The following is a 13,588-nucleotide window of genomic DNA, read 5'->3' on the forward strand; positions in this document are numbered from 1 at the left end:
ATAATACGGTATTAAAAATGAAAATTCATGCCACCATAATAATTTCGCAATGGAGCAGGATTGAAATATCTGCCTCCAAAAGCATTGATGTCATTGCCTAGGCTGTATTTTTGGTTCAACAAATTGTCGGCACCAACAAAAAAATTGAGCTGATATCGCTGGCCGATCGCTTTATTCCAGGATATTTTGCCCTGTAAAAGATGGTAACGTTTTGCATACACGGTATTGGCGTCATCCAAGGGTATTGCAGCGGTTAAATTTGAAAGAAGATCCAATCGAATTTGGTATGGAAAAAGGGCATTTAAGGTATTGACCCAAACTGTTTTCGGTACTGCAGTTAGTTTGTTACCACTATAATCTTTATCTCCTACCTTATAATTTTTGAAAGCATAATTATTTAACGAGAAATTGCTTCCCACCTGTAAACTACGGATAATCCCTGAAGATTTTGGAGTCATCAAGTAGGTCAATATAGCGGCTTCAATTCCCTTTTGATCTATCTTTCCTGAATTCTGAAAATATTCTGCTCCCGTTTCACGTACTTGTCGAATAATGGCATCATTCATTTGATAACTATACACTGAGGCATCAAAAATAACTCGACGGTTCCACAAATGCCATCGAACGCCAAATTCATGGTTGGTGCCGGTCTCCGGCTTGAGGTCGTTATTAATTATATTGTCGGATGAGCGTACTTCAGCAATCGTCGGCGCAGAAAATCCCTTTGAGATCGAGGCCCGAAGCGCGAAAGTTGCTGTAGCCTGATAGGAAACAGCTGCCCGTGGCATCCAGGTATTCCCGAAATCGATGTGTGATTTATCCATCTGGGCTACAGGATAGCGCTGTTGATAAGCGATTTTATTCTCATTGAGTCCGACAGATAATTCGACCTGAAGGCGTTCCAGCCAAGCTAACTGTGTGCGCGCAAAAAATGATTGCTGGCTGTTTTCCAATTTATCTTTCGCCTGGGGATTACCAATATTACCCTGATTATTATCATAATTGTCAATATCGTACCAGCCTTTTTGTGCCTCTAAACCAAATTGCAATTCATACTTTAGGTTTTTGCTGATCCGATCGACATAGGATAGGTACAATCGTGTGCCCAGATTTTTCTCATCCCTTTTTTCATAATTTGTGATAAAAGGATTTTTAATTTGGTTGGATGAACCGAATACATTAGCAAAAAGGGTTAATTTGGTACTGATATTCGTTTGGTTGCTCAGGCCGCCAAAAAATGTTTTATCGTAGATGGCTGCTTTTTGTTCTGCAGCACTTGGATTGGGCCCGGCCTTAGGGCGGGACTGCCGTCGATCGCTTTCCATTTGTGCAGCAGTCAGGCCGCCGGGAGTCTGATATCCCAGATCAGTGTAGAACCCTGTAAATTTCAGTTCAGAATGTTTGGCATATTGCCAATTGTAGTTTAGCTGAATGTTTTTCTTGTTTAAAGATGAATGCTGTCGATATCCGTCACTACGCGTCCAACTTTGATTGATGGCCAACTGCTGTGTGTGGTTTATGGGCAGTACGGCATTGAGCTGCTGCTGAAATAGGCCATAAGAGCCCCCTGTTAGCTGAAGGTTGACTTCGGGCTTGGTCAAGGTATGATAACCTTTGCTGTAGAGTGAAATTACACCACCGGCATTTGCACCATATATGGAACCATCAGGACCCTTCAAAATATTGATCTGGTTTATTGTGTAGGGATCAATCAAATTTAGATAGGTATTTCCCCCTGCATCTGTAAGGGGAAAGTCGTCAAGATAGATCTTTACATTACGTACGCCGAATGGAGAGCGCAGCATACTGCCACGCAGTGCAAGTCGGTAACTCCCCGGGGAGCGTTCTTCCATACGTAGTCCGGGCACTGTATTCATAACGGAGACGAGCGCCGGCGATTGCTGTGATTGTAGATGTTGCTGGCTTAACACAGCCGCCGATGAGGTTAGTTTCAATAAAGGCTGTTTAGTAAAATAGGCTTTAATCTCCACTTGCTCAAGCGTATTGCTGGTGCTGTCAGTAGTCTGTGCATATAATTTGCCACTTAGACAAAGGGCGACGAGTACGTAATTTCTTTTCATTGGCTAATGGTTCGATCGGCTAGTCCGCAAATTCTTGGCTAAAGTAAATTTCAAAAATCTCTTTGGTCTTATTGTATTTTAGGCATTGGTAATTCGCATATACTGAACTTGTCGGTATACACAAGGTATTAGCCGTGGTATTTTTCGAAAAATCTTTGCTTAGGCATCCCCGTTTCAGATCGATGTTGTTATTTTTTGAGATATCATCAATGGAGAATGCCTTGTCATCGATCAAGTAATTTGATCGACTCGAACGCATATAGTCTTCCTGATAGATCAGTTCGGCTGCAATGCTATAATCTATTGTGCCATTCGTATAGTAACAATCCGATTGTCGCAATAAATTTGATACCTGAACATCCCGATACAGTGTTTTAAACCGTTTGCTCTGCTTGTCAAAAAGAATGATTTCAATTTGATATTTTTCTTTATCATAGACGACATAAGCAAAATCATTTTCCTTGTTGCCAAAGATATCCCCATTTGTGTGAGCCAGCAAATCGAGGTTTGTATGGCTTTCGAAATAATTTTTTTGGTTTTCAGCAAGGTCCTTAAGCAACTTTAGATGTAATTTTTCAAAGAGCCCCTCCTCAGCCAATTTGACGAGCTGTTGTCGTTGCAGATTAGCCGTCTCTTCGGTCCGTGGATTAGCATAGTTGGATGTATCAAGAAGAGGTTTCTCTGTACGCGGGCTTTCAGCCGCCTGTCGGTTTTGGTCGTTGACCGCACGGTCTTGTGTCGGGATATTTTGAGAATTAGATTGAATTGTCTGCTGACAGGAAGCAAATCCAAAAAGCAAAAAGTATAGAAAAATCGTCTGTAAATTCATGCGTATTTATCTTCAATGGGAGACCCCGTCTATCGGATTTTAGGCGAAGCCACAATATCGGCTAATTTAATGATTTTATAGAAAAGAAGTCTTGCTGCTTTCCATTAAATTAAAACGCTTCATTCAATCCGAGGAAGAATCCACGGGATCCATATTTTCCTATGGCGTAGTCCAAACAGAGATTTGTTCGAGTGGCTTTGTTAAACAGGACGCGTAATCCTGCGCCGCCTCCCGGCTGCCATCTTTCAAAAAGTTTTGTGCCTAATTCATCGCTAGCACTTTGGAGATTAAAAAATGCTGCACCGCTCAAAAAACGGTTTTTTAAAATTGGAAAGCGATATTCCGTTTCTGCGTAGGCAAAAGATATCCCCTTAAAATAACCAATTGTATAGCCACGGCCTGTTCTTACAGCGGCATCCCTTCCTGTCCCCGGAAGATCAAAGTAAGGGAGGACACCCCCCAGCTTATAGGAGCCCCAATACCAGAATGCAAGTACATGTGCGGGATCGGATTGCGATACACTAAAGTATTTACGAAAGTCAGTCGTGAGCTGGACGGCACTTTTGCTACTGCCCAGTAAGGTTGTATTCCATCGCAGGCCAATATCCGAATAGATTCCCTTATAAGGTCTGTTGGGATTATCGCGGGTGGTGTATTGCATATTTAGCAACAGTCCGTTTGAATTATAGCTATCTGGAGCAAAACCATGTTTTTCTGTGTAAATAGTATTGGGTGTAATATTCCCGTTAGGACCACTGCTCGTTATCTTTCGACGAAGGTCAAATGCCAATCCAGCTCCTAGAAACAAATCATCAGCAACCTTTTTGTAGACCTTCTCATTAAACGTAAAGGCATTGTATTTGGCTCCATATTTTTTATGTTCGGGATTCGCAAGCACTTCTTCTTCTTCATTGTTCCATTTGCCGTAAGGAGTCATCCCCAAACCCGCATCCAATGCAACCATTTTGACCAAAGCGAAAGCTCCTTGAAAATTCAGTTTATTGTTTGGGGTGAACACATTATGGCTGATGTAGAAAACCATAATGTTTTTGGTCGTGATGGACGCTGATGTTGCAGCAATTGACATGGTCGTCGTTTTTGGATCCCCCAATACTTTCCCCGCAACGGCTTTGACACCGATCTGCCCACCGATCGTAGGGTTATAGGCGATATTTGGCATTAGCGTAATCGGAGAACGTTTGCTCGATCGTTTCTTTTTGCGTTTAGGATGAATAATGCGACCGATTAAGTCCGATATATCATATTGGCTTGCCAAAATCGAATCGCGTTGCTTTTTATAGAAGGAAACCGAGTCTATCTCAGTTTCAGATTGAGCCACAAGCCTATTGGATATCAGCAGAAAGCAAGGTAGTAAAAAACAGAGCGTGAATAAATAGTGATGACGTAAAAATTGCTGCATACCTTCGGGTTTATCTTAGATCTAAACGTCAAAAATATTAAAATGTTTTCTAATCGGGCAAAGCCAATTCCGTAAAACATAGATATTGGCATAAACTGATAAGCGTGTAAAGGCTATTGGTCTGGATAAATGATCCGGGATTACGGCCCAACGGTGCGGGCGGAATATTTTTGGCAGTAAGAGAGAATCCGGTAATTAAACTTGGAAGTAAGTGCAAATTTATCTTAGTTTTGATTATTTAATTCGGAGATATGATCAGACAAAACATATATCGCTTCAGTTTGGCCTTGCTGTTGCTAACGGGGTTTGCGCAAGCACAGGAACTCTATACACCCAGGAATATTAAACAAGCCATTGAAAAAGGCACACGCACCACCACCGGAGAGCCCGGTAAAAATTACTGGCAAAACTTTGGGAAATACGATGTAAAGGTACAATTGGATCCCGCGACGAGGACTGTTCGTGGAAATGAGACAATTTTATATACCAACAACAGCCCTGATACTTTGAAGCAATTGGCTATCCGATTTGTGAATAATGTACATAAGCCCAACGCCGTGCGTGCTAACTATGCCTCGGATGATTATTTGACCTCGGGGTTGAAAATAAAATCATTTACGCTCAATGGAAAGGTTTATGAGGTAAATAGTGCGGATTGGGGCACAGTCAAACTTGGTGATTTTGGGCAGAAAATTCTTCCCGGAACAGTGGCAACCTTAGAGATTAGCTGGGAATATCCGTTATCGGTTGAGAGCGATCGTGAAGGCCTGCTCAATGCATCTACTTTCTATTGTGCTTATTCCTATCCACGTGTATCTGTCTATGATGATTATAATGGCTGGGATGTTTTGGAGCATAACGGTAGACAGGAGTTCTATAATGGTTTCAATGATTATCAGTTTGAAATTGCTGTTCCTAAGAATTTTGTTGTCTGGGCTACAGGTGAGCTTCAGAATGCGGCGGAGGTATTGCAGAAGCCTATTTTAGAACGTTTTGAGCAATCGAAACAAAGTGATGTGCCTATTCATGTTGCTACAGCATCTGAGATGAAAGAAGGTCGGGTGACCGCACAGCAGGATTGGAATAAGTGGAAGTTTAAAGCGACTTATGTTCCTGATTTTTGTTTCAGTGTGAGTGACAATTATATTTGGGATGCTGGTAGTGTGGATTTGGGAACGAAACGCGTCAGTGTACAATCCAGTTACGTCGCCGGTACTCCCGATTTTGAACAGTATATTGGCTGGCAGCAGTATTGCATCGACTGGTTTTCCAAGAATTGGCCCGGTGTGACCTACCCTTATCCGACGATGACAGCAGTACAAGGGTTTGCGGATATGGAATACCCGATGATGATCAATGATTCGAGTGTGCCCGATAATTTTGTTGATGCCCGACAAACAGCGGATCATGAGATTGCGCACACCTATTTCCCATTTTACATGGGAATTAATGAAACCCGCTATGGGTATATGGACGAAGGCTGGGCTACTGCACTTGAATTTTGGATTGGTAATGCAGAAATCGGAGCCGAAAAGAACAAGGAGCTCTTTAAAGACTCACGTGTGAAACGATATATTTTTGACCCGTCCACCGAAGAGGATCAGCCATTGATTACCATGACTTCACAGTTAAATGGTCTGGGGTACGGAAATAATGCCTATATCAAAGCTGCCTTATCGTATATCGCGTTACGGGATTATTTAGGTGATGCGGTTTTCAAAAAAGCACTACATCATTATATGGATCTTTGGCATGGTAAGCATCCAACGCCATGGGATTTCTTTTACAGCATCAATGCCGGAGCTGGTCAGAATTTAAATTGGTTTTGGAAAAACTGGTATTTTACCAATAATTATATTGATTTAAAAGTGGATAGCTTTAAGCAATCTGGTAATAAAAACACTTTGTCGATCAACAACGTAGGAGGATTTGCGGTTCCTTTTGATGTCTTGATTACCTATACGGACGGCACTTTGGAAACAAAACATCAAACACCTGCAATTTGGCAACAGAATGAAAAACAGGCAACAATTACCTGGTCATCACCTAAGAAGATAAAAAAGATTACGTTGGATGGCGGTGTTTTTATGGACTATACAGCAAAAGACAATGATTGGGAAGCTGTAAACTAATGTATCAATTCAATTGGATCAATCGCTGCGCTAGGGGAGATTGATCCAAATTCTCACCCGATGAAGTTTATGTTTGCTCAAGTCATAAGTGTTGTGCTGATCTTCCTCACGACGTATATAATTCGGTAAATGAACTGGATTTATGATCCAGATGTATTTAAAAGAAATTATCGATAGTTCTGAAAGTAAGATTGACACGTGGTTTAAACACTTTTTTTGTCGGGGGTAGCCGATGTAGCCAATAGGTCTGCGTGAGATCTTTCATAACCAGAAGACTACCATTTTCCAAAATAAGATCTATCTTTTCTTTTGTGGTTTTATGTTTGAACGCAAATTTTCTTTCGGCTCCAAAACTTAAAGAAGCAATTGCCCCATTTTTTTTCAGGTCCTTTTCTCCGTCACTATGCCAGGCCATGCCTTCGTCACCATTGTGATATAAATTTAATAAGCAGGAATTATAGGTTTCCTGTGTTTTCAATTCAGCAAGAGCTTTTAGCTCGAGAAGTTCTTTTGTCCAAGGGAGAGCCCTTTTGGTGGTGTTGGAATAGCTATATTCAAAGGCCTGTTCGCCGTACCAGGCAACTTTGCGTTTGGTGATAATTTCATTTCCAAAAATAATAGCGCGATCATTTACCCATTCGATGGAATCCATTAACCGGTCGAAATAGTGATTTGCTTGGGCCTGATCTAGTATTTTGCCGTAGTAATTCACTGTCCCATCATAGGGTAGTATATTTTTGTTTCCATCAAAAAGATTGTCGAAGAGTTCCATGATATCCTTGCTGTTTTGTTTTTTTATATTGCGGCATGGAGGCTTTCCCAGCCTATCATCGCTGTTTTCCGCATCGGATCCCAACGATAACCGCCAAATATACCACTGTTTTGAATAACCCGATGGCAGGGGATCAGATACGCAATCGGATTGCTGCCAACGGCGGTACCTACTGCGCGTGAAGCCTTGGGGTTTCCGATCTGAGAAGCAATCGAACCGTAAGTGCTTAAATTGCCCATGGGAATTTTTAACAGTGCCTCCCATACTTTCAATTGAAATTCCGTCCCCTTGAGGTGCAGTTTCACCTGACCGATATCGCCATCCTGTGGATTTAATGCTTTTAGTGCATTTTCGTGCATAATGTCTCTTTGTTGTATAAATTTAGCGTTAGGAAAACGACTTTGGAGTGCTTTGAATGCAGATTCTTTATCTTCTTCATAAGCGATATGACAGATACCTTTGGCGGTGGAAGCGATGATAATAGGGCCAAAAAGTGTATCATAGTAATCATACGAAATGAGCAGGTTGGCACCTTCATTCTTGTACTCAGCAGGTGTCATCCCTTCGATATTGATAAATAGTTCGTGTAACCTGCTGCTACTTGAAAGGCCCAGCTGAAAAGTGGTTTCTGCAATATTGTTTTCCTTCAGTAGTGATTTGGCATGATTTAAACTGATATATTGCAAGAACTTCTTTGGGCTTGTGCCTGCCCAGGAGGTAAACATCCGTTGAAAATGAGCTTCACTCATGTAGACATGAGAAGCGATCTGCCCCAATGTGGGTTGATTTCTGAAATTTTCTTGTAAGAAATGTATAGCCTTGGCGATACGTTGAAAATCTACTTCTTGTTGAATAGTCATGATTGTCCATTTAATTTATACAAAGTTGCTAAGAAGAAGAAGTTAATAAAATCCGATTTATGCTATATTGGAAGAATGCTAGGAAGTTTTATCCGAGTGTCCCAATGATTTTTCAGGAGCGACAATATCCCGGATCAGTTGTTTTAGCTCCTTTATCTCCGGAAATCGGCCTGCTCGCTTTCGATCGAAGATTTCTTTGCTGTCTATGCGTATGGTATAGCGGCCTGAGATTTCACTCGGAATAAGCAGGACGCCGTGGATATCTTCGGTGAATGAGCTCAGGATTTCTTGGGACATATAGGCCGCACGGAGCATCCAATTGCATTTTGGACAATACTCGATTTCAATAACAGGTTTTGTTGCCATGATTTAAACTAAGATGGTATACATTCTATATAACAAATGTACTTATCTCTCTGCTGTCATCAAAACGTGCATAAGAAATCCAGCCCAGACCGTTGACAAATAGTCGTTGAATAGTGCGGGCTGGAATCTTATTTCATTTTATTGTTCTTCAGTTAACCGATCTTTAATGAGGTCATGGTGAGGGAGCCTGCTACAGAATTGTCATTGAACAAAAATAAATCTTCGTTTTTTTCCTGTAAAGCCAAACTATAGATTAAAGGAAGATAGTGCTCCGGTGTAGGGATTGCCAGATCAAACTCTTTCCCCTGCTGTCTGAACTCAATTAAAGCCTGATGATTTCCATCCAGAATAAACTTTTTCATCTTATCATTGGCAATGGTAGCCCATTCGTAAGCATATCCTGTTGTATTGAGTTTATCCCAGGCTACCATTCGGAGATTGTGGACCATGTTGCCACTTCCGATAATCAATACACCTTTTTTTCTTAGCTCAGCCAGTTGCTGTGCAATTTCATAATGATAGGCAGCTGGTTGGGTGTAGTCGATACTCAACTGAATAATAGGCACGTCGGCATTTGGATACAGGTGTTTGACAACAGACCAGGAGCCGTGGTCCAAGCCCCACTTATCGTCCAGATGAACCTCTGTTTTTGTGACGATGCGTTTTGTTTCATGGGCTAATGAGGGGCTTCCGGGAGCAGGGTATTGCACGTCAAACAAAGCTTGTGGGAAACCACCAAAGTCATGGATTGTAGCAGGATGCTCCATGGCGGTAACAAATGTTCCACGTGTCTCCCAGTGTGCTGAGATCACTAAGATTGCTTTCGGTTTTTCGAATGTTTGTCCTATTTTTCTGAACCCTTGAACAAATTCATTGTCTTCAATGGCATTCATGGGGCTTCCATGTCCTAAAAAAAGAACCGGAAATTTGTCTGTAGCAGCAAGGTCAGTAGAAAATTTACGTAATGAACTTGCGGGACCTGCTATGCCTGATAGGGAGAGTGTTGCCATAATTTTGATAAAGTCCTTTCTACGCATTTGAATGATACGAATAGCGTTAATATTCCTACAAAATTAGACAGTCTGGAACGGTATCAGGTATTGTTTTTTAGCCAAATTGTTGTATTATTCGGAAATCAGTTTCTGAATCTCATGTCTAAATTCAGATGGGGTCATTCCGGCTTTCTTCTTAAAAACATTGGTGAAATAAGCTTTTTCCTGATAGCCTAATTCGAAACCTATTTCTGAAATGGTCTTATTGGTTGTTAGCAGCAGGTTTTTCGCCTCTATCAGTTTTCTTGTTTCGATGATCTCCGATACACTTTGCTGCAATATACTTTGGCAGATCAGATTTAAATTACGGGCAGACATAAAAAGTTTTTCTGCGTAATAGTTAACGCCCTCCGGTCGTCGATAATTTTCTTCCAGTATAGATAGAAAACTGGTGAATGTTGTACTTTGGTTTTTCAATTGTTGTTGTGCGGCTGGAAATTGTTTTTTTCGCTCAGACTCAATCATAATAAATATTGTACTTAGCAACTGCTTAACTACTGCATAGTCAGCTACGGCTTGTTGCATTTCCTGTTGCATCATTTGGCACAAAATCACCAGCCTGGAAAAACAGGAGGGCCGAAAAAATTTCAATGTCGCATTTTCGTGAAAATGTGCATAGAGCTGGAAGGTCGTTTCGGGAATAAATTCACTTTTAAATCTGATCACCCAAAAGTCGATCTCTTGGTCCAATAGGAGAGGTGTTACCCGATGATTTTTACCTTGCGCGACAAAACTGACGAAAGGAGCTGTATAGGTTTCCGCTTTAAAATCGATAAAATGTTTTAATTGCCCTTTGACACCAATAATCAGTTCTTCGAAATCATGTTGATGTATTTCGTTTTTCGATTCTTGGATGCGTAGTGCTTCATTCGCATCAAGCTGGTAAATTTTGAAAAGTTCGTTCAAAATAGGTGATGGTGATTAAATTTCCTTTTATCCGAATATACGGTTTAATTCGTGATTTTTGACTTTTAAGCTTCAAAAAGCTGTGTTTCTACTGAATTTTACGCGTTGCTAGTTTATGTCAGTTTTTTGGCTGCGGTCGGAAAACTGCTCGCCTCCGAATCAGGTTTGAATACGATCTAAATGGTTGATTCAAGCGAATTTTGAGAGGTTGGATTTGGTATCGTTCATGTCGCATCTCCGTCTTTAGTTTATGTTATGATCTGCTCAGGTATCGATTTTATAATAGTTGAGAAATAATCTAGACTTAGGTTAGTGTTTAGTTAGGTATCTATTAGCTTTTACCTAAAGAATACCTAAACTAAACCTAAACAAAACCTAAGTAAAACCTAAGTAAAACCTAACTAAACATAGGATCTGTACCGACATTGTTGTTGGTATTGTTGCCTTATTTTTCTATGGGCTCCGCGGACTGCCCGGCTGCGGTTCTTATGCCTGCCCATGATTCGGTCTCCCCGGTCCCCCGTTCCGCCATAGAGCCCGTCGGAGATCCGCGGATAACCGTCCATTTTTGCATCCCAGAGCCCCCAGGATCCTGTTTCACAAAAATAATCCCCCAAGTTCACAGCCAGTTAGCGGCAAAACGAAATAAATAAGAACAAAAGTCTTGGAAGTTTGCCCGAAAACTCCCTATCTTTGCACCACTCCGCAAGGGAGGGACGGTTACCGCGAGAGCAGGTATTCATGAAAAAAGAAGGATTTAACGAGAGTTAAACGCGGAAATCGGAAAAAGGGAAAAGAAAAAAAAACTTCAAAAGTTTTTTGGAAGTCCGGAAAAGATTTCTACCTTTGTAGTCCCAACGGAAACGGAGGGAAACAAAAAAGATAAAGAGGGGCCTGGTGCCCATCGGAATATAGCGGATACGGAAGTTGAAGCGGCAAAAGTTCTTTAAGAAAACACAATCATGTAAGCGTGACGGGTAGACAGACGAAAGTCGAAAGTCATGAACAAATTCAAGAATAGTTCAATTCGGTCCAAGATCAGAGATATAAAAAAAGAATTCTGATTATTATAAATAGTTGGAATCAAAAACTTCATTTTACAATGGAGAGTTTGATCCTGGCTCAGGATGAACGCTAGCGGCAGGCCTAATACATGCAAGTCGGACGGGATTTAACTTAAAGCTTGCTTTAAGTTAATGAGAGTGGCGCACGGGTGCGTAACGCGTGAGCAACCTACCTCTATCAGGGGGATAGCCTCTCGAAAGAGAGATTAACACCGCATAACATCAACAGTTCGCATGTCCGGTTGATTAAATATTTATAGGATAGAGATGGGCTCGCGTGACATTAGCTAGTTGGTAGGGTAACGGCTTACCAAGGCGACGATGTCTAGGGGCTCTGAGAGGAGAATCCCCCACACTGGTACTGAGACACGGACCAGACTCCTACGGGAGGCAGCAGTAAGGAATATTGGTCAATGGGCGGAAGCCTGAACCAGCCATGCCGCGTGCAGGATGACTGCCCTATGGGTTGTAAACTGCTTTTGTCCAGGAATAAACCCAGATACGAGTATCTGGCTGAATGTACTGGAAGAATAAGGATCGGCTAACTCCGTGCCAGCAGCCGCGGTAATACGGAGGATCCGAGCGTTATCCGGATTTATTGGGTTTAAAGGGTGCGTAGGCGGCCTGTTAAGTCAGGGGTGAAATACGGTGGCTCAACCATCGCAGTGCCTTTGATACTGACGGGCTTGAATCCATTTGAAGTGGGCGGAATAAGACAAGTAGCGGTGAAATGCATAGATATGTCTTAGAACTCCGATTGCGAAGGCAGCTCACTAAGCTGGTATTGACGCTGATGCACGAAAGCGTGGGGATCGAACAGGATTAGATACCCTGGTAGTCCACGCCCTAAACGATGATAACTCGATGTTGGCGATAGACCGCCAGCGTCCAAGCGAAAGCGTTAAGTTATCCACCTGGGGAGTACGCCCGCAAGGGTGAAACTCAAAGGAATTGACGGGGGCCCGCACAAGCGGAGGAGCATGTGGTTTAATTCGATGATACGCGAGGAACCTTACCCGGGCTTGAAAGTTAGTGAAGGATGCAGAGACGCATCCGTCCTTCGGGACACGAAACTAGGTGCTGCATGGCTGTCGTCAGCTCGTGCCGTGAGGTGTTGGGTTAAGTCCCGCAACGAGCGCAACCCCTATGTTTAGTTGCCAGCATGTGATGGTGGGGACTCTAAACAGACTGCCTGCGCAAGCAGAGAGGAAGGTGGGGACGACGTCAAGTCATCATGGCCCTTACGTCCGGGGCTACACACGTGCTACAATGGATGGTACAGCGGGCAGCTACATAGCAATATGGTGCTAATCTCTAAAAGCCATTCACAGTTCGGATTGGGGTCTGCAACTCGACCCCATGAAGTTGGATTCGCTAGTAATCGCGTATCAGCAATGACGCGGTGAATACGTTCCCGGGCCTTGTACACACCGCCCGTCAAGCCATGAAAGTTGGGGGTACCTAAAGCATGTGACCGCAAGGAGCGTGTTAGGGTAAAACCGATAATTGGGGCTAAGTCGTAACAAGGTAGCCGTACCGGAAGGTGCGGCTGGAATACCTCCTTTCTAGAGTATCGCGGACCGGTACTCGTCACGTTACATATGATTGAAAAAGAATAAAACATCAGAAGAAAGTGCCCGCCCCGGATGGAGCGGTCCCTGAGAGAGATAGATGAACAGAATAGCTAGTCCCGTAGCTCAGTTGGTTAGAGCACTACACTGATAATGTAGGGGTCAGCAGTTCAAATCTGCTCGGGACTACGAAATTAAAAAGGGGAATTAGCTCAGCTGGCTAGAGCACCTGCCTTGCACGCAGGGGGTCAACGGTTCGAATCCGTTATTCTCCACGTTCTTAGTACATAGTATCAAGTATTTAGTATGAAGATGACGGTATAGCGATATATAGGAGTCTAAATACTAACATCTAACTACTGGTTACTAAAAAAAGAGTTCTTTGACATATTGAAAGAGAAAAAAAATTACAAGAGAAGACAACAGTAGAGACAATACGTGTATGTGTCTGATGTAAAGAGGAGACCCCCGGTGAATGCCGGACGAATCTTTGCGTAGCATACGGGTATATATATCAAAAGCAGCCGCATAGTAG

Annotated in this window: 9 protein-coding genes, 2 tRNA genes and 1 rRNA gene; 4 read left to right on the forward strand and 8 right to left on the reverse strand. The window is 42.4% G+C overall.

The annotated features are described in order from the left end of the window. Positions 1-11 precede the first annotated feature (11 nt). The 3 genes from ABTV71_RS05520 to ABTV71_RS05530 all read right to left on the reverse strand — a co-directional run bounded on the left by ABTV71_RS05520 (position 12) and on the right by ABTV71_RS05530 (position 4,330). Positions 12-2,081 carry a TonB-dependent receptor gene (locus ABTV71_RS05520; RefSeq protein WP_433902444.1) on the reverse strand — a complete coding sequence of 690 codons (2,070 nt, stop codon included), beginning with the start codon at positions 2,079-2,081 and terminating at the stop codon, positions 12-14. 19 nt (positions 2,082-2,100) lie between these two features. Then, positions 2,101-2,910: a hypothetical protein gene (locus ABTV71_RS05525; protein WP_433902445.1), complete on the reverse strand. Its 810-nt coding sequence runs from the start codon at positions 2,908-2,910 to the stop codon at positions 2,101-2,103. A 109-nt stretch (positions 2,911-3,019) separates the two neighbouring features. Beyond that, the gene (locus ABTV71_RS05530) at positions 3,020-4,330 is read right to left on the reverse strand and encodes a BamA/TamA family outer membrane protein (protein ID WP_433902446.1); all 1,311 of its coding nucleotides are present in this window, start codon (positions 4,328-4,330) and stop codon (positions 3,020-3,022) included. Between the two features lie 251 nt (positions 4,331-4,581). On the opposite strand from ABTV71_RS05530, the gene ABTV71_RS05535 reads away from it, so the two are divergent. Then, on the forward strand, positions 4,582-6,462 hold the full coding sequence (locus tag ABTV71_RS05535) for a M1 family metallopeptidase (protein ID WP_433902447.1): 1,881 nt from the start codon (positions 4,582-4,584) through the stop codon (positions 6,460-6,462). Between the two features lie 157 nt (positions 6,463-6,619). Here ABTV71_RS05535 and ABTV71_RS05540 read toward each other — a convergent pair whose 3' ends face one another. From ABTV71_RS05540 to ABTV71_RS05560, 5 genes are all read right to left on the reverse strand, one after another. Continuing rightward, complete coding sequence (locus ABTV71_RS05540; protein WP_121126479.1) at positions 6,620-7,234, reverse strand: alpha-ketoglutarate-dependent dioxygenase AlkB family protein; 615 nt, start codon at positions 7,232-7,234, stop codon at positions 6,620-6,622. Positions 7,235-7,257: 23 nt separating this feature from the next. After that, entirely contained in the window at positions 7,258-8,094 is an 837-nt protein-coding gene (locus ABTV71_RS05545) for a methylated-DNA--[protein]-cysteine S-methyltransferase (RefSeq protein ID WP_433902448.1), read from the reverse strand. A 78-nt stretch (positions 8,095-8,172) separates the two neighbouring features. Further along, positions 8,173-8,460, reverse strand: a complete 288-nt coding sequence (locus ABTV71_RS05550) for a SelT/SelW/SelH family protein (RefSeq protein ID WP_104385774.1) — start codon at positions 8,458-8,460, stop codon at positions 8,173-8,175. Positions 8,461-8,612: 152 nt separating this feature from the next. Further along, positions 8,613-9,470: a 4,5-DOPA dioxygenase extradiol gene (gene ygiD / locus ABTV71_RS05555; protein ID WP_220700158.1), complete on the reverse strand. Its 858-nt coding sequence runs from the start codon at positions 9,468-9,470 to the stop codon at positions 8,613-8,615. A 114-nt stretch (positions 9,471-9,584) separates the two neighbouring features. Next, positions 9,585-10,418: a helix-turn-helix transcriptional regulator gene (locus tag ABTV71_RS05560; protein WP_433902449.1), complete on the reverse strand. Its 834-nt coding sequence runs from the start codon at positions 10,416-10,418 to the stop codon at positions 9,585-9,587. A 1,099-nt stretch (positions 10,419-11,517) separates the two neighbouring features. Here ABTV71_RS05560 and ABTV71_RS05565 point away from each other — a divergent pair. The 3 genes from ABTV71_RS05565 to ABTV71_RS05575 all read left to right on the forward strand — a co-directional run bounded on the left by ABTV71_RS05565 (position 11,518) and on the right by ABTV71_RS05575 (position 13,328). Next, positions 11,518-13,047, forward strand: a 16S ribosomal RNA gene (locus ABTV71_RS05565). 121 nt (positions 13,048-13,168) lie between these two features. Next, positions 13,169-13,242: transfer RNA gene (locus ABTV71_RS05570), tRNA-Ile, on the forward strand. A gap of 12 nt (positions 13,243-13,254) precedes the next feature. Beyond that, positions 13,255-13,328, forward strand: a tRNA-Ala gene (locus ABTV71_RS05575). The last annotated feature ends 260 nt before the right edge of the window (positions 13,329-13,588 follow it).

This window comes from Sphingobacterium puteale (assembly GCF_050986225.1).
In the GTDB taxonomy this organism is placed as follows: Bacteria; Bacteroidota; Bacteroidia; order Sphingobacteriales; family Sphingobacteriaceae; genus Sphingobacterium; species Sphingobacterium puteale.

What these genes read in the sequence shown, in the direction of transcription:
- ABTV71_RS05520 (WP_433902444.1), bottom strand. Translation starts at nt 2,081, where the DNA reads ATGAAAAGAAATTACGTACTCGTCGCCCTTTGTCTAAGTGGCAAATTA.
- ABTV71_RS05525 (WP_433902445.1), bottom strand. Translation starts at nt 2,910, where the DNA reads ATGAATTTACAGACGATTTTTCTATACTTTTTGCTTTTTGGATTTGCT.
- ABTV71_RS05530 (WP_433902446.1), bottom strand. Translation starts at nt 4,330, where the DNA reads ATGCAGCAATTTTTACGTCATCACTATTTATTCACGCTCTGTTTTTTA.
- ABTV71_RS05535 (WP_433902447.1), top strand. Translation starts at nt 4,582, where the DNA reads ATGATCAGACAAAACATATATCGCTTCAGTTTGGCCTTGCTGTTGCTA.
- ABTV71_RS05540 (WP_121126479.1), bottom strand. Translation starts at nt 7,234, where the DNA reads ATGGAACTCTTCGACAATCTTTTTGATGGAAACAAAAATATACTACCC.
- ABTV71_RS05545 (WP_433902448.1), bottom strand. Translation starts at nt 8,094, where the DNA reads ATGACTATTCAACAAGAAGTAGATTTTCAACGTATCGCCAAGGCTATA.
- ABTV71_RS05550 (WP_104385774.1), bottom strand. Translation starts at nt 8,460, where the DNA reads ATGGCAACAAAACCTGTTATTGAAATCGAGTATTGTCCAAAATGCAAT.
- ygiD (WP_220700158.1), bottom strand. Translation starts at nt 9,470, where the DNA reads ATGGCAACACTCTCCCTATCAGGCATAGCAGGTCCCGCAAGTTCATTA.